The sequence below is a fragment of the Burkholderia sp. MSMB1588 genome, assembly GCF_001546925.1.
GTDB lineage: Bacteria > Pseudomonadota > Gammaproteobacteria > Burkholderiales > Burkholderiaceae > Burkholderia > Burkholderia humptydooensis.
In genome coordinates, this window is the sequence record NZ_LNJS01000001.1 from 2,178,345 (window position 1) to 2,194,447 (window position 16,103).

A 16,103-nucleotide genomic window follows, 5' to 3' on the forward strand; every position below is an offset into this window, starting at 1 on the left:
GCGCCGTTCGCGCATCGGCCGGCCACCGCGACTCACGCGTCCGTCCACCGGCGATAGGTCGCGGCCTGCCCCCGATACGTGCCGTCGCGATCGATCAGATTCCAGACGGTGACGTCCTCGATCCAGAAACGCCGCCCCGATTTCGCCACCCGCAGGCCGCGATAGCCGGTCGCGAAGCCGCGCGTCCGCACCGATTCGAGCAGCCGCGCGCGCTCGTCGCGATTCGGCTCCTCGGCGGAGTACCGCGAATGCAACGCGGTCATCTCGTCCCAGTCGTACTCGAAGCAGCGCTGCACGGTCCTGTTCGCATAGACGTAGCGCGGGTCCTCGGCGGCGTCGTGGGCGAGCACGCAAAACGGCGCGTCCTCGTAGAGCCAGCGCGGGCCGTCGGCGCGCGGCACCGCAGGGTCGACGAGCGGCGTGCCGATCAGCCGCAGGTGGCTGACCGCAAGGAGATCGAAGAAATCCGGATCCAGCGCAAGCGAATGGGACATGGCTTCGTTCTGTTTCTGAAAATGAGTGGAGGAAATCGCGCGAGCACGGCGAAACGCGCCGCCGCACGCGTCAAGGTGAATCGACTGCAGATTGTGCGCCTGGTTCAACGCGTGCGGAGAAGCGTTCGACGAATCGAGGAATCATCGGCCGCTGACGAATGCCGTGCCCGAACGCCGCGCCTGGATGCCGCGATTCGGATGCCGCGCCGCACGGCCTCGATCGCGCATCGACAACGCGCCACACGAACTGTCGCGCGGCGAAACCCGAAAATGACGGAATAACGGAAGATTTTTGCCTCTGGCCACGATACGCGCGACGGACGTTCGGCGGTGGCTAACGGAGAAGCGGAAGAATGACGGGAGCGCTTTCCGAAACGACGGATCGAAATGATTCAGACGATGCGTCGATCGAACCGATCTCGGCTTCGAGCCTGATCGAAGCGGAAAAGCGTGGATGGTGCGTGAGGCCGGACTCGAACCGGCACACCCTTGCGGGCGTCAGGACCTAAACCTGGTGCGTCTACCAATTTCGCCACTCACGCACGCGAGAAAATGCTGCAGCCAACGGGCTGCACGCCGGGGTCGCATAACGCTTTCGCGACCGCCTGGAAAGCGCGAGCGCGAGATTCTAACCGATCTCCCTACGCTTGTCTCTAGCGTCCTGCCTCTCTTTTGCCGCGATGCTAGAATTCGCCGTTGTCCCCGCAATGCGGCCGCGATACCGTGCGGTCGAACGCCCGCCCCCGTCCGAGCCGATCTCGCCTCACTCGTTCCTGCCCCCGTGAATTTCGACGAATACTGCCAGCAGAAAGCCGCGCCGCCCGGCTCCAGCTTCTACTATGCGCTGCGCCAGGCGCCGCTCGCGCGCCAGCCGCTCGTCGCCGCGCTGTTCGCGCTGCGTCGCGAAATCGAGCAGACGGTGAAGGAGGTCAGCGATCCGACTGTCGGCCACGCGAAGCTCGCGTGGTGGCAAAAGGAACTCGCCGCGCTCGCGGCCGGCAATCCGTCGCATCCGGTGTCACAGGCGCTCGCCGCGCATCATCCGGACATCGCGCGCGAAGCCGGCGCGCTGCGCACGCTCGTGAGCGGATACGGCATGGATCTCGAGCAGGCGCGCTATCTGGACTTCGCGAATCTGCGCCGCTATGTCGACCATACGGGCGGCACGTTCGCCGCGCTCGTCGCGCGCGCGAGCGCGAGCCGGCCCGCCGCGGGCGACGCGCGCTGGGCGCAGCCGCTCGGCGAGGCGCTCACGCTCGCGCAATTCGTGCAGGATCTCGGGCAGGATGCGCGGCAGGGGCGCATCTACGTGCCGATCGACGAACTGCAACGCTATGGCGTGACGGCCGCCGATCTCCTCAATCGCCGCTACACCCCCGCGTATACCGAGCTGATGCGCTTCCAGACGTCGCGCGCGCGCGACGCGCTCAACGCGTCGCTATCCGGCATCCCCGCCGACGAGCGCCGCGCGCAGCGCACGCTGCGCGCGCTCGGCGCGCTCGCGCTCGCGGTGCTCGACGAGATCGAGCGCGACGGCTTCCAGGTGCTGCACCAGCGAATCGCGCTCACACCGATCCGCAAGCTGTGGATCGCGTGGCGCGCCGCGCGGCGCCGCTGACACGCGCCGACACATGCCGCCGCACGTCCCGCACATCAGGCGCGCAGCAGCGGCAGCGGCTCGAAGCGCTGCTTGAGCACGCTCGTCGCGTCGAGCCCCCACCACGGGCCGAGCACGGTCGCATAGAGCTGACGGAAATCGACCGCGACGGGCAGGTTGCCGTTGCCGTCGAGCGCAGCGAGCGCGGGCGGCGCGCCATACAGCCCGCCGCGCACACGCCCGCCCATCACGAAATGCGGCGCGGCCGTGCCGTGATCCGTTCCGTTGCTCTGGTTCTCTCGCGCGCGCCGGCCGAATTCCGCATACGTCATCACGAGCGTATCGTTCCAGCGCCCGAGCTCGATCAACGCCGAGCGCATCGCGACAAGCCCCTGCGCCAGTTGCCTGAGCAATCCCGCCTGCTGGCCGGGCTGGTTCTGGTGCGTGTCGAAGCCGTTCAGCGTGAGGCGCAGCACCGCAACGCCCTGCCCCGGCGCCGGCGTGCGCTGCGGCGTGTCGCACGCGGCGAGCACCTGCATCGCGGTCTTCACCGACGCGCCGAACGGTCCGCCCGGAAACGCGGTCGCGAGCGCGGGCGTGCCCGCGTGCGGACGCAGCCGGTCGGCGGCCTTGACGATGTCGTTTTCGATGTCGATCACGTGCGCGAGCGCGGGATTCTGCTCGCGCAGCGACACGGGCTGCACGAGCCGCGCCGCGCGCGCGAACTGCGCGGGATTGACGAGTGCGATCGCGCGCGCGCCGTTCGCGAGCGGCCCCATTTCCGCGCTGCCGAGCACGATGCCGTCCGCGGCGAAGCCGGGCGGCACGCTGGCCTGCGCGAAGGCGCGCGTGAGCCACCCTTCGCGCAGATACTCGTCCGCGCGCGACGCGGTATCCCAGATCTCGATCGAGCGAAAGTGCGACAGATTCGGCTGCGGATAGCCGACGCCGTCGACGATCGCGAGCCGCCCCTCGCGCCAGAGAGGCACGATCGGCTCGAGCGCCGGATGCAGCGCGGCGCGCTCGTCGAGCTGCACGACCTGCTCGCGCTTGACGCCGATCGTCGGGCGCAGCGTGCGGTACAGCGGGTCCGCATAGGGAATCACCGTGTTGAGCCCGTCGTTGCCGCCCTTCAGCTCGACGAGGATCAGCAGGTTCGAGTAGCGCGCGGCGCCCGCCGCGCCGATCGCGCCGAATGCCCCCTTCTCGCCCGAAGCGGCCGGCGCCGCCGCGAACGCGCGCGGCAGCGACAGCGATACGCCCGCCGCGCCGGCAAGACTCGCCAAGGCCAGAAAATCGCGTCGTTTCATGCTGCTTTCCTCGTTTAGCATTCGACGCGGCCCGCGCGTTGCCGCATCGCGCGATATTCCGTCGTCGTCATGTTCATGTTCTTCACTTCAGTTGATACGCCGGATCCATCAACAGGGTCTGCAAATACGCGCTGCTCGTCGCGCCCGCCTCGATCGCCGCGACGGGCGAAATCGGCAGCACCGCGTGCTGCAGTTGCAGCTCCGTCGACAGATCCGGCTGCGCCTGCGGCTTCGTCCGGTACGCGGCGAGCCACGCGTCGAGATCGAAGCGCATCGCCGCGCGCCGCATCGACGCCGGCCGGCCTGCCATGTCATGGGAGACGGGCGCCGCGCGCATGCCGGGCGCCTCCGTCGCTCGCATCATCTGCTCGACGAACTGCTTGCGCGCAAGCAGCGTCGAGCTGTTGATCCAGGCCGCGCCGCCCGGCCAGCCCTTCACGTTCGGCGGATAGAACAGGTTCTGGCCGAGCGCGCGCAACGTGTTCGCGAACGGCGCGGTATCGCCGTAGTCGACGTCGAAAAGCCGCACCGTGCCGACCACAAACTCCGCCGGCGATTTGACGAGCACGCCGCGATTGCGGTCGGCCCAGAACGCATCGGACGAGAACAGCTCCGCGAGCGCCGCCTTGATGTCGTAGCCGCTCTGCCGGAATCGCGCGGCGATGCGCTCGAGCTCGCCGGCATCCGGCGCATCGGAGACGAACTCGCGCCACAGCTTCGCGACGACGAAGCGCGCGGTCTCGGGGCGGGCGAGCAGGATATCGAGCACCGCGTCGCCGTCGAAGCGGCCGGTTTCGCCGAGCACGGTCTTCACGCCGTCGTCGTGAACGTTCGGCCGGAACACATACGCGAGCGTATCGGGATCGAGCCCCCAGCCGGTATAGGCGCGCGCGGCTTCGGACACGTCGCGCTGCGTATAGTGGCCCTCGCCGAGCGTGAAAAGTTCCATCGCCTCGCGCGCGAAGTTCTCGTTCGGGCGGCCCCGGCGATTGCTCGCGCCGTCGAGATACTGCAGCATCGCCGGGTCCTTCGCGACGCCGTGCAGCATCGCGCCGAAGTTGCCGAGCGCATCGGCGCGCAGCAGCGCATGTTGCGCCGCAATCGTTTGCGGAAACGGTACCTTGTCCTGGCCGGACGTGAAGTGGTTGTGCCAGAAGAGCGTCATCCGCTCGGTGAGCGGCGAAGGCGTCACGAGCATCTCGCGCACCCACCACGCGCGCAGCTCGTCGTAGCGGCGATTGCGCAGTTGCTGTTCCGCGCGTCGCTCGTCGGGCGAGAACGCGGCGCGCGCCGCGCGCGACGGCGGCGCCTCGCGCACCCAGTCGGGCGGCGGCGTCACGCTTTGCGTGCGCGCACCGTCGAGCAGTTCGGCGAGCGCCTGCGCGCGCGTCATGCCGACGAGGCGCACAACGTCGCGCGGCGGCGGCGAAAAGCCGGTGCGCGTCAGCAGGAAGCGCGCGTCGTCCGCGTCAAGCAGCGTCTGCATGGCAGCCGGAATCCGGTCCGGCTTCGCCGGGGGCCGCCCGGACGTTCTCGAATCGCTCATCGTCGACCGTTCTCCGAAAGAGACAAGCCACGTCGGCTCGCGAAGCGCGCGAGCCGTCCGTGATGGCGATTCAACGGTTCGCGGCGACGCGCAGTTGACGGTCGAATTGCTACGGAATTTTTCTGACGAAGGACGAAGGACAACGTCCGAGGGACGGCGCGCGGCGATACGCCGGATTTAACGATTCAACGTTTGTAAAGCTCGCGCACTGCGTCTTCGATGTGCTGGCGCAAGAGATGCCGCTCTTCCGGCGTCATGTGGCCGTCGCGGCGGCGCTGCTCGAGATCGGGCGGGACGGCGGCCGCGCGCGCGGGCGGCTCGCCGGGCGGCGCGGAACGCCCTGCCGCGCCGTTGCCGCGCGGCATCTTGTGCGACGTCGCGGCGCCGCGGTCCGGGCGCTGCGCGCAAGCGAAGTCCGAAGCGAGGAAGCCGACGCACGCGAGCGCCAGCACGAGCGCCATCTTCGTCGGCCGCATCACTGGCCTCGCCTCTTTCGTCGTTTTGTTCCCTTCGTCACGCGGCAACCGGCTACCTTTGGCACACGAACAAACCCTGCGAGAATCGGGCGTGCAAACCATGTAAATGTTAAGTGGATGGAGTATCCACCGAATGTCGTCTTCGAGTAAAGGAGTCTGTCGTGACTGTCTTTACTCCGCACAATAGCGCGGGTAAATTTTGTAACTGACTGTAACCCGTCGAAAGCCGCTACCGCGCGTTTTTTCCTAATCGCGATAAGATGCCGCTCATGGAAACGAAAAACCCCTCCAAGATTCTCGTCGTCGACGACGACCCGCGCCTGCGCGACCTGCTGCGCCGCTACCTCGGCGAGCAGGGCTTCAACGTGTATGTCGCGGAGAACGCGACGGCAATGAACAAGCTCTGGGTGCGCGAGCGTTTCGATCTGCTCGTGCTCGACCTGATGCTGCCGGGCGAGGACGGCCTGTCGATCTGCCGCCGCCTGCGCGGCAGCAACGACCGCACGCCGATCATCATGCTCACCGCGAAGGGCGAGGACGTCGATCGCATCGTCGGCCTCGAGATGGGCGCCGACGACTACCTGCCGAAGCCGTTCAACCCGCGCGAGCTCGTCGCGCGCATCCACGCGGTGCTGCGCCGCCAGGCGCCCGCCGAGCTGCCGGGCGCGCCCTCCGAGACCACCGAGGTGTTCGAGTTCGGCGAGTTCTCGCTGAACCTCGCCACGCGCACGCTCACGAAATCCGGCCAGGAGATTCCGCTCACGACGGGCGAATTCTCGGTGCTGAAGGTGTTCGCGCGCCATCCGCGCCAGCCGCTGTCGCGCGAAAAGCTGATGGAGCTCGCGCGCGGCCGCGAATACGAAGTGTTCGACCGCAGCCTCGACGTGCAGATCTCGCGCCTGCGCAAGCTGATCGAACCCGATCCGGGCAGCCCGCGCTTCATCCAGACGGTGTGGGGTCTCGGCTATGTGTTCATCCCCGACGGCGCCGCCTGATTCCGCTTCGACGCAATACGTGGCGTCGACGCCATCTTCGACGCCACGCCTTTGACGCCACGCCTTTGACGCCAGTTAGACAGCCAGTCCCTATGCGTATCGACCGGCGCCTCTTGACGCTCGTGTTCGGCGGGCTGTTCTGGCGCACCTTCCTGCTGATTGCGCTGTTGATCGCCGTCAGCCTCGCCGCGTGGTTCCAGAGCTTCCGGGTGATCGAGCGCGAGCCGCGCGCGCAGCGCGTCGCGCTCCAGCTCGTCGCCATCGTGAAGCTCACGCGCACCGCGCTGCTCTATTCCGATCCCGACCTGCGCCGCGCGCTGCTGCAGGATCTCGAGAGCAACGAAGGCGTGCGCGTCTATCCGCGCGAGAAAACCGACAAGTTCAAGCTGCAGCCCGACGAGTCGCTGAACCGGCTGATCGAGCACGACATCCGCAGCCGCCTGGGCGACGACACGGTGATCGCGCAATCGGTCAACGACATTCCCGGCGTGTGGATCAGCTTCAAGATCGACGACGACGACTACTGGGTCGCGCTCGACCGCGATCAGCTCGACACCGTCACCGGCCTGCAATGGGCGGGATGGGGCCTCTTCGCGCTCGCGCTGTCGCTCTTCGGCTCGGCGTTCATCACGAGCCTCGTGAACCAGCCGTTCTCGCGGCTCGCGCTCGCCGCGCGCAAGGTCGGCTCCGGCCAAACGCCGGAACCGCTGCCCGAGCGCGGAATGGGCGTCGCCGCCGAGACGAACCGCAGCTTCAACCAGATGGTTCGCGATCTCGAGCAGCTCGAGGCCGATCGCGCGCTGATGCTCGCGGGCATCTCGCACGACCTGCGCACGCCCCTCGCGCGGCTGCGCCTCGAGACCGAGATGAGCCCGTCCGATCAGGCGACGAAGGACGCGATGGTCGACGACATCGAGCAGATGGACCGCATCATCGCCGCGTTCATCGATTACGCGCGCCCCGCGCAGCGCACACCGGAGCCCGTCGATCTGTCGCAGGTCGCACGCGAGGTCGCCGCGCGGATCGTCAGCGAAGACGGCGTGCAGCTCGACATCCGCCTCGCGCCCGCGGCCGTCATCGAAGCGGACGAAACGGACATGCGCCGCGTGATCGGCAACCTCGTCGAGAACGCGCGCAAGTACGGGCAGAGCAAGAAGGACGGCATCGCGCGCATCCTGCTCGAAACGCGGGTGACGCACGCGCGCGTCGAGCTCGTCGTCGCCGACGAGGGCCCCGGCATCCCCGATGATCAGTTGCCCCTCGTGATGCGCCCGTTCTATCGCGTCGACACCGCGCGCAGCAAGGCCGACGGCACCGGGCTCGGCATGGCGATCGTGCTGCGCCTCGTCAACCGCTACCGCGGCACGCTGCGGCTGCGCAACCGCACGCCCGACGCGGGCCTCGAAGTCACGCTGGAGTTTCCGAGCGCAAGAGCGCGTGCGGCCGCGTAACGCACGGCGCCTCCCTTCCCCCGATGGTCGACCCTATCGACGTCTTTGAAAATTTCTATGAGGATCGTTAGTTAAAATCTATTGATAGAAAAATATAATAGCGTTATGATGTTGCCTATGCTGTCACGGAAACGTTGCAGCGCATCGGTAGCTTGACCTAGGTAGCCGTTTTTTCCAACTCATACAGGAGCATCCGCATGAAGACCGTGGGCGATAAACTCGAAGCTTTCACCGTTGTGGCCGCGAAGCCGGGCTTCAACAATCACGAAGAAAACGGCCAGTCGGCATTCGAGACCGTCACCGAAGCGTCGTTCCCGGGCAAGTGGAAGGTCGTCTACTTCTACCCGAAGGACTTCACGTTCGTGTGCCCGACGGAAATCGTCGAATTCGCCAAGCTCGCGAAGCAGTTCGAAGAGCGCGACGCCGTGCTGCTCGGCGGCAGCTCGGACAACGAATTCGTCAAGCTCGCGTGGCGCCGTGAGCACAAGGATCTCGACAAGCTGAACCACTACTCGTTCGGCGACGTCAAGGGCGAGCTGATCGACCAGCTCGGCGTGCGCGACAAGGAAGCGGGCGTGGCCCTGCGCGCGACCTTCATCGTCGACCCGGACAACACGATCCAGCACGTGTCGGTGAACAACCTGAACGTCGGCCGCAGCCCGGAAGAAATCCTGCGCATTCTCGACGGCCTGCAAACGGACGAACTCTGCCCGTGCAACCGCGCGATCGGCGGCGCGACGCTGTAAGCGTCCGATGCACGAAAGCCCGCGGCGCTGCGTGTTGCCCGCGGGCTTTTTTAACGGCCCAATCATAGGAGATATCAATGGAATTCATCGATTCGATTAAGGCGCTAATTCCCGACTACGCGAAGGACATCCGCCTGAACCTCGACGGCACGATCTCGCGCTCGTCGCTCGACGGCGCAGACGCGGTCGGCGCGGCGCTCGCCGCGGCCTTCGCGGCGAAGAGCCCGGCGCTCGTGAAGGCGATTCGCGAAGCGGGCGTGCTGTCGCCCGAGGAATCCCAGGCGGCGCTGACGGCGGCCGCGCTGATGGGGATGAACAACGTCTGGTATCCGTATGTCGAGATGGCCGACGACGCCGACCTGAAGACCCAGCGCGCCGAGCTGCGGATGGGCGCGTACGCTTCGCACGGCGGCGTCGACAAGCGCAAGTTCGAGATGTACGCGCTCGCCGCGTCGATCGTCGGCAAGTGCCACTTCTGCGTGAAATCGCACTACGCGCTGCTCAAGAACGAACAAGGGATGACGGTCACGCAGTTGCGCGACGTCGGCCGGATCGCGGCGGTGATCAACGCCGCCGCGCAAGTGATCGCGGCGGAAGGCAAGTAAGCGCGGCGGCCGCCGCCGCAGCCGCGCACGTTCGCGGCGCGGCCGTCGTTTCAATGAAAAACGCCACGCGGCGATTGCGCGTGGCGTTTTCGTTTGTGCGGGCGGCGAGATGGCCGGCACGGCGGGCCGACGCGACGCCAGCATTCGAGCTCGCCGCAACGGCGATCGATCATGGCGAAAGCCGCCGCTCACGCGGCCGCTTCGCGCACGACGAGCGCCGCCGCCTGCGCCTCGATCCCCTCGCCGCGGCCAAGATAGCCGAGCTTCTCGTTCGTCTTCGCCTTCACGTTCACGCGCTCGAGCGGCAAGCCGAGATCGGCCGCGATGTTCGCGCGCATCGCGTCGATGTGCGGCGCGAGCTTCGGCGCCTGCGCGACGATCGTGCTGTCGACGTTGCGGATCGAAAAGCCCGCCTGCGCGACGCGCGCGGCGCATTCGCGCAGCAGCGCGCGGCTGTCGGCGCCCTTGAAGCGCGGATCGGTGTCGGAGAAATGGCGGCCGATGTCGCCAAGCGCCGCCGCGCCGAACAGCGCGTCGGTGATCGCGTGCAGCAGCACGTCCGCGTCCGAGTGGCCGAGGAGCCCACGCTCGTACGGGATCGTCACGCCGCCGATGATGAGCGGCCGTCCGGGAACGAGCTGGTGCACGTCGTAGCCTTGTCCGATTCTGAAATCCATGTGATTCGATCCGAGTGTGATGCGATGGTGAAGATGCGGTTCAGGAAGCGCGCGCCGGATGCGCGAGGATCGCCTCCGCGAGGTCGAAATCCTCCGGGTACGTGACCTTGAAGTTGCGCAGGCTGCCCTGCACGACGCGCGGCGTGTGGCCCGCCCATTCGATCGCGCTCGCTTCGTCGGTCAGATCGTGGCCCTCGAACTGCGCGCGCTGGATCGCGTCGCACAGCATCCCGATGCGGAACATCTGCGGCGTCTGCGCCTGCCAGAGGCCGTTGCGCGACTCGGTGCGCTCGATCGCGTCGCTGCCCGCCGGCACGCGCTTGAGCGTATCGGCAACCGGCAGCGCGACGATGCCGCCGACGGGGTCGTCCTTCAGCGCGCCGATCAGCGTGCGGATCAGCGCGGGCGTGATGCCGGGGCGCGCGGCGTCGTGCACGAGCACCCAGTCGGCGTCCGTCGCGCCGAATTCGGCGAGCTGGATCAGCCCGTTCATCACCGATGCCTGCCGCGACGCGCCGCCGCAGCGCCGCACCGCGAAGCGCAGGCCGGAAAAGCGGCGCGCGTCGAAGTGGGCGTCGTCGGGCGAGATCACGACGAGCGTCTGCGCGAACTCGCTGCACGCGTCGAACGCGGCGAGCGTGTAGTGCAGGAGCGCGCGTCCGGCGAGCGTGCGGTATTGCTTCGGCAATGCCGAGCCGGAACGGCTGCCGGTGCCGGCGCACGGAATCAGGGCAAAAAGTCGGGAGGTCACGGAAAGGGAGCGCCGGGAAAGATGAAATCGAAGGACGGATTTTATAATACGTCTTTCGCCGCGATGAGCCGCGCCGAGCTCGTCCGCCATCCGGCGTCCGCCAACCAGCCGCTCGCTATGTCAGACAACGCCTCCCCTTCGCAGTCCCCCATCGCGCTCGTCAAGGCGGGCCAACGCTTCGCATTCGACGGCGCGCACGGCTCCGCCGACGCGCTCGTCATCGCCCGCTATCTCGCCGCGCACCGCGCGCAGGTGCCGCTTCTCGCCGTGATCTGCGCGAACGCGGTCGACGCGCAGCGGCTCGCGCAGGAACTGCGCTACTTCGCGCCCGACGCGCGCGTGCGCGTGCTGCCCGACTGGGAGACGCTGCCGTACGACACGTTCTCGCCGCACCAGGATCTCGTGTCCGAGCGGCTCGCGACGCTGCACGACCTGGGCGAAGGCCGCTGCGACATCCTGCTCGTGCCCGCGACGACGGCGCTCTACCGGATGCCGCCCGCGTCGTTCCTCGCCGCGTACACGTTCTCGTTCACGCAGGGCGAGCGGCTCGACGAAGCGAAGCTGAAGGCGCAACTGACGCTCGCCGGCTACGAGCACGTGAGCCAGGTCGTGCGGCCCGGCGAATACTGCGTGCGCGGCTCGCTGATCGACCTGTTCCCGATGGGCTCGCCGCTGCCGTACCGGATCGATCTGTTCGACGACCAGGTCGACTCGATCCGCGCGTTCGATCCGGACACGCAGCGCAGCCTCTACCCGGTGCGCGACGTGCGCCTCCTGCCCGGCCGCGAGTTCCCGTTCGACGAGGCCGCGCGCACCGCGTTCAGAAGCCGCTGGCGCGAGACCTTCGAAGGCGACCCGAGCCGCTCGCCGATCTATAAGGACATCGGCAACGGCGTGCCGTCGGCCGGCATCGAATACTACCTGCCGCTCTTCTTCGACGAGACGGCGACGCTCTTCCACTATCTGCCCGAGCGCGCGCAGCTCGTGTTCGCGGGCGATCTCGACGCGGCGATCAAGCGCTTCACGGCCGACACGAAGCAGCGCTACGCGTTCCTGTCGCACGACCGCGAGCGGCCGATCCTCGAGCCGCAGCGCCTGTTCCTGTCCGACGACGACTTCTATCTGCTCGCGAAGCCGTTCGCGCGGCTCGTGCTGCCCGCGCAGCCGGCGGGCGGCTGGGCCGCGCCGCTGCCGAACCTCGCGCTCGACCGCCACGCGGACGCGCCGCTCGCCGCATTCGTCGCATATCTGGAAGCGACGAAGAACCGCGTGCTCTTCACCGTCGAATCCGCGGGCCGCCGCGAGACGATCGCGCAATTGTTCGCCGAGCACCATCTGCGCCCCGCGGGCAGCGACAGCTTCGCCGCGTGGCTCGAGAGCGACGAGCGCTTCGCGCTCGGCGTCGCGCCCCTCGCGAGCGGCTTCGCGGTGCCGGGCGAAGGTTACGCGATCGTCACCGAGACCGAGCTGTACGGCGCGCTCGGCCGCCGCGCGGGACGCCGCCGCCAGGAGCAGGCGAGCAACGTCGACGCGATGGTGCGCGACCTGTCCGAGCTGAAGGTGGGCGACCCGGTCGTTCACGCGCAGCACGGGATCGGCCGCTACATGGGGCTCGTGTCGATGGATCTCGGCGAAGGCGAGACCGAGTTCCTGCATCTCGAATACGCGAGCGACAGCAAGCTGTACGTGCCCGTCGCGCAACTGCACGTGATCTCGCGCTACAGCGGCGCGGACCCGGACAGCGCGCCGCTGCACGCGCTCGGCTCCGGCCAGTGGGAGCGCGCGAAGCGCCGCGCCGCGCAGCAGATCCGCGACACCGCGGCCGAGCTGCTGAACCTCTATGCGCGCCGCGCGGCGCGCGAGGGCCACGCGTTCGCGCTCGATCCGCGCGACTACGTGAAGTTCGCCGACAGCTTCGGCTTCGAGGAAACGCCCGACCAGGCCGCCGCGATCGCGGCCGTGATCGGCGACATGACGAGCGGCAAGCCGATGGACCGCCTCGTGTGCGGCGACGTCGGCTTCGGCAAGACCGAGGTCGCGCTGCGCGCGGCGTTCATCGCGGTGCTGGGCGGCAAGCAGGTCGCGCTGCTGTCGCCGACCACGCTGCTCGCCGAGCAGCACACGCAGACCTTCATCGACCGCTTCGCCGATTGGCCCGTGAAGATCGTCGAGCTGTCGCGCTTCAAGTCGACGAAGGAAGTGAACACGGCGATCCAGCAGATCAACGAAGGCAGCGTCGACATCGTGATCGGCACGCACAAGCTGCTGTCGTCAGACGTGCAGTTCAAGCGGCTCGGCCTCGTGATCATCGACGAGGAGCACCGCTTCGGCGTGCGCCAGAAGGAAGCGCTGAAGGCGCTGCGCGCGGAAGTGGACGTGCTCACGCTGACCGCGACGCCGATCCCGCGCACGCTCGGCATGGCGCTCGAGGGCCTGCGCGACTTCTCGGTGATCGCGACCGCGCCGCAGAAGCGGCTCGCGATCAAGACCTTCGTGCGCAGCGAGGACGAGAGCGTGATCCGCGAGGCGATGCTGCGCGAGTTGAAGCGCGGCGGCCAGGTGTACTTCCTGCACAACGAGGTCGAAACGATCGAGAACCGCCGCGCGATGCTCGAGGCGCTGGTGCCCGAGGCGCGCATCGCGATCGCGCACGGCCAGATGCACGAGCGCGAGCTCGAGCGCGTGATGCGCGATTTCGTCGCGCAGCGCGCGAACGTGCTGCTGTGCACGACGATCATCGAGACCGGCATCGACGTGCCGAGCGCGAACACCATCATCATGCACCGCGCGGACAAGTTCGGCCTCGCGCAGTTGCACCAGTTGCGCGGGCGCGTCGGCCGCTCGCACCACCAGGCGTACGCATACCTGCTCGTGCACGATCCGCAGGCGCTCACGAAGCAGGCGCAGCGGCGGCTCGAGGCGATCCAGCAGATGGAGGAGCTCGGCTCGGGCTTCTACCTCGCGATGCACGACCTCGAGATCCGCGGCACGGGCGAGGTGCTCGGCGACAAGCAGTCGGGCGAGATCCACGAGATCGGCTTCCAGCTCTACACCGAGATGCTGAACGACGCGGTGAAGGCGCTGAAGAACGGCAAGGAGCCGGACCTCACCGCGCCGCTCGCCGCGACGACCGAGATCAACCTGCACGCGCCCGCGATCCTGCCCGCCGACTATTGCGGCGACGTGCAGGAACGGCTGTCGCTGTACAAGCGGCTCGCGAACTGCGAGCACGGCGATTCGATCGACGGCATCCAGGAAGAGCTGATCGACCGCTTCGGCAAGCTGCCGCCGCAGGCGCACGCGCTCGTCGAGACGCACCGGCTGCGGCTCGCCGCGAAGCCGCTCGGCATCGTGAAGATCGACGCGAGCGAAGCGGCGATCGGGCTGCAGTTCGTGCCGAATCCGCCGATCGATCCGATGCGCATCATCGACATGGTGCAGAAGCACCGGCACATCAAGCTCGCGGGCCAGGACAAGCTGCGGATCGAGACGCGCACGCCGGACCTCGCGGTGCGCGTGTCGACGGTGAAAGAGACGCTGCGCGCGCTCGGCCAGCCTCAGCAGTCGCGCGCGCAGGCGGCGGCGCGATAGTTGGCGGGGCATGGGACGCGGGGCGCGGCTGGCGGCTTCGTCGCCGAGCGACGCAGCGCATCCTTCGCGCGCGAGCCGCCGGCGCGTGCGGACAGCCGTCGCACGACCGGCTGCCGGAAGCCCCCCGCCCTAACGCGAGAAATCGACGGCCACGCCGTCGATCCACGTGCCCAGTTCGTCGACGCCGATCTCCGCGCCGCGCTCGATGCCGTCGGGCAGGCGCTTCAGCTCACGCATCATCGCCATCGTGAGAAAGTTGACCGGTGAATTGTCGAAACTCACGATCAGCACGCGCGCGCTGCGTTCGATGTGCAGATGCGTCATCGTCTCCTTGTTCGGCTGTTCGGCGCTGCGGCCGCCAAAACAATTACATCGATAAATGTAATTGTCTCGATATTAAGTTTCTAAATAGAACTTAGTCACGCGTCGACGAGCGCGTCGCACGGACAGTATCCGGCCACAGGCCCGCCGGGAGCGTTGTCACGGATTCGCAGGACAATGCGGATCGCTCCGCCGACAGATGCCAGCACACCCAGCGCGCGAACGCGCCGGATGCTGCGCCGCAAAGCGTCGCGCGAAGACGGGCCGCATCGTTTTTGAGTATGATCTTTGCATTCATCTGCCCATCTGCCGGAGCCCCGCCATGTCCGTTCCCGACGCAACGGCACCGTCCGCGTCCTCGCCCACCTCGCTAGCCGAACCGATCAGCCTGTCGTGGGTCGAGCGGCTCGTATCGATCGACACGACGAGCCGCGTGCCGAATCTCGGCCTCATCGAAATGGTCCGCGACACGCTCGCCGCGGCGGGCGTCGAATCGACGCTCACGCACGACGCCCGCGACGGCTGGGCGAACCTGTTCGCGACGATCCCCGCGCACGACGGCGCGACGAACGGCGGCATCGTGCTGTCGGGCCACACCGACGTCGTGCCCGTCGACGGGCAGCAATGGGACAGCGATCCGTTCAGGCCCGAAGTGCGCGACGGCAAGCTCTACGGGCGCGGCACCTGCGACATGAAAGGCTTCATCGGCGCGGCGCTCGCGCTGCTGCCCGAGATGCAGGCGGCAAGGCTCGCGCAGCCGATCCACTTCGCGCTGTCGTTCGACGAGGAGATTGGCTGCGCCGGCGCGCCGCTGATGCTCGCCGATCTGAAGGCGCGCGGCGTCGCGCCCGCCGGCTGCATCGTCGGCGAGCCGACCGGCATGCGCCCCGTGATCGCGCACAAGGGCATCAACGTCTACCGCTGCTGCGTGCGCGGCCACGCCGCGCATTCGTCGCTCACGCCGAAGGGCCTGAACGCGATCGAATACGCGGCGCGCCTCATCTGCCACATCCGCGATCTCGCCGACGAATTCCGCGCGCAAGGCCCGTTCGACGAACTGTACGACGTGCCGTTCACGACCGCGCAGACGAGCATCATCCAGGGCGGCAACGCGGTCAACACGGTGCCCGCCGAATGCCAGTTCTCGTTCGAGTTCCGCAATTTGCCGACGCTCGACCCCGATGCGATCTTCGCGCGCATCAACGCCTACGCGCGCGACACGCTGCTGCCGCGGATGCGCCGCGAGCATCCGAACGCGGCGATCGAGTTCACGAAGGTCGCCGCCGCGCCCGGCCTCGACGCAGTCGAACAGGCGGCGGTCACGGAGCTCGTGCGCACGCTCACCGCCGATCGGGAAAAGCGCAAGGTCGCGTACGGCACCGAGGCGGGCCTGTTCCAGCGCGCGGGCATTCCGAGCGTCATCTGCGGGCCCGGCTACATCGAGCAGGCGCACAAGCCGAACGAGTTCGTCGAGCTCGACCAGCTCGCGTCGTGCGAACGCTTCCTGCGCAAGCTCGTGCGGGGCATGACGCTCGCGTGAGCC

At 67.8% G+C, this 16,103-nt stretch carries 15 protein-coding genes and 1 tRNA gene; 7 read left to right on the forward strand and 9 right to left on the reverse strand.

Features of this window, described 5'->3' with window-relative positions:
• Nucleotides 1-32 precede the first annotated feature (32 nt).
• Both WS92_RS21615 and WS92_RS21620 read right to left on the reverse strand, forming a co-directional pair.
• Complete coding sequence (locus WS92_RS21615) at nt 33-494, reverse strand: MEKHLA domain-containing protein (RefSeq protein ID WP_009911954.1); 462 nt, start codon at nt 492-494, stop codon at nt 33-35.
• Nucleotides 495-949: 455 nt separating this feature from the next.
• A tRNA-Leu gene (locus WS92_RS21620) sits at nt 950-1,036 on the reverse strand.
• A gap of 239 nt (nt 1,037-1,275) precedes the next feature.
• Between WS92_RS21620 and hpnD the strand changes: the two genes are divergently transcribed.
• Nucleotides 1,276-2,112: a presqualene diphosphate synthase HpnD gene (hpnD, locus tag WS92_RS21625; protein ID WP_006026138.1), complete on the forward strand. Its 837-nt coding sequence runs from the start codon at nt 1,276-1,278 to the stop codon at nt 2,110-2,112.
• Between the two features lie 35 nt (nt 2,113-2,147).
• On the opposite strand, the gene WS92_RS21630 is transcribed toward hpnD, so the two are convergent.
• The 4 genes from WS92_RS21630 to WS92_RS32905 form a co-directional block, all read right to left on the reverse strand.
• Nucleotides 2,148-3,401 carry a DUF1501 domain-containing protein gene (locus WS92_RS21630; RefSeq protein WP_015601607.1) on the reverse strand — a complete coding sequence of 418 codons (1,254 nt, stop codon included), beginning with the start codon at nt 3,399-3,401 and terminating at the stop codon, nt 2,148-2,150.
• Nucleotides 3,402-3,483: 82 nt separating this feature from the next.
• Nucleotides 3,484-4,947, reverse strand: a complete 1,464-nt coding sequence (locus tag WS92_RS21635; RefSeq protein WP_059934613.1) for a DUF1800 domain-containing protein — start codon at nt 4,945-4,947, stop codon at nt 3,484-3,486.
• Between the two features lie 185 nt (nt 4,948-5,132).
• Entirely contained in the window at nt 5,133-5,423 is a 291-nt protein-coding gene (locus WS92_RS21640; protein ID WP_015601254.1) for a hypothetical protein, read from the reverse strand.
• On the reverse strand, nt 5,423-5,605 hold the full coding sequence (locus WS92_RS32905) for a hypothetical protein (protein ID WP_009904927.1): 183 nt from the start codon (nt 5,603-5,605) through the stop codon (nt 5,423-5,425). Before WS92_RS32905 ends, WS92_RS21640 begins: the two co-directional genes overlap by 1 nt.
• An 87-nt stretch (nt 5,606-5,692) precedes the next feature.
• On the opposite strand from WS92_RS32905, the gene ompR reads away from it, so the two are divergent.
• The 4 genes from ompR to WS92_RS21660 all read left to right on the forward strand — a co-directional run bounded on the left by ompR (nt 5,693) and on the right by WS92_RS21660 (nt 9,220).
• Nucleotides 5,693-6,418, forward strand: a complete 726-nt coding sequence (gene ompR / locus WS92_RS21645; protein WP_004199523.1) for an osmolarity response regulator transcription factor OmpR — start codon at nt 5,693-5,695, stop codon at nt 6,416-6,418.
• A 92-nt stretch (nt 6,419-6,510) separates the two neighbouring features.
• The gene (locus tag WS92_RS21650; protein WP_015600436.1) at nt 6,511-7,869 is read left to right on the forward strand and encodes an ATP-binding protein; all 1,359 of its coding nucleotides are present in this window, start codon (nt 6,511-6,513) and stop codon (nt 7,867-7,869) included.
• A 197-nt stretch (nt 7,870-8,066) separates the two neighbouring features.
• Nucleotides 8,067-8,615, forward strand: coding sequence for a peroxiredoxin (locus WS92_RS21655; RefSeq protein WP_009912787.1), 549 nt, complete (start codon nt 8,067-8,069; stop codon nt 8,613-8,615).
• Between the two features lie 77 nt (nt 8,616-8,692).
• Entirely contained in the window at nt 8,693-9,220 is a 528-nt protein-coding gene (locus WS92_RS21660) for a carboxymuconolactone decarboxylase family protein (protein ID WP_059934612.1), read from the forward strand.
• 188 nt (nt 9,221-9,408) lie between these two features.
• Here WS92_RS21660 and ispF read toward each other — a convergent pair whose 3' ends face one another.
• Both ispF and ispD read right to left on the reverse strand, forming a co-directional pair.
• Nucleotides 9,409-9,897 (reverse strand): 2-C-methyl-D-erythritol 2,4-cyclodiphosphate synthase, encoded by a 489-nt coding sequence (ispF, locus tag WS92_RS21665; protein ID WP_006026131.1) that lies wholly within the window; start codon nt 9,895-9,897, stop codon nt 9,409-9,411.
• A 40-nt stretch (nt 9,898-9,937) separates the two neighbouring features.
• Nucleotides 9,938-10,648 (reverse strand): 2-C-methyl-D-erythritol 4-phosphate cytidylyltransferase, encoded by a 711-nt coding sequence (gene ispD / locus WS92_RS21670; RefSeq protein WP_059934611.1) that lies wholly within the window; start codon nt 10,646-10,648, stop codon nt 9,938-9,940.
• 21 nt (nt 10,649-10,669) lie between these two features.
• On the opposite strand from ispD, the gene mfd reads away from it, so the two are divergent.
• Entirely contained in the window at nt 10,670-14,239 is a 3,570-nt protein-coding gene (gene mfd / locus WS92_RS21675) for a transcription-repair coupling factor (protein WP_171845233.1), read from the forward strand.
• A 129-nt stretch (nt 14,240-14,368) separates the two neighbouring features.
• Here mfd and WS92_RS21680 read toward each other — a convergent pair whose 3' ends face one another.
• Nucleotides 14,369-14,563 carry a hypothetical protein gene (locus WS92_RS21680; protein ID WP_059934610.1) on the reverse strand — a complete coding sequence of 65 codons (195 nt, stop codon included), beginning with the start codon at nt 14,561-14,563 and terminating at the stop codon, nt 14,369-14,371.
• Between the two features lie 319 nt (nt 14,564-14,882).
• Between WS92_RS21680 and argE the strand changes: the two genes are divergently transcribed.
• Nucleotides 14,883-16,100: an acetylornithine deacetylase gene (gene argE / locus WS92_RS21685; RefSeq protein WP_059934609.1), complete on the forward strand. Its 1,218-nt coding sequence runs from the start codon at nt 14,883-14,885 to the stop codon at nt 16,098-16,100.
• The last annotated feature ends 3 nt before the right edge of the window (nt 16,101-16,103 follow it).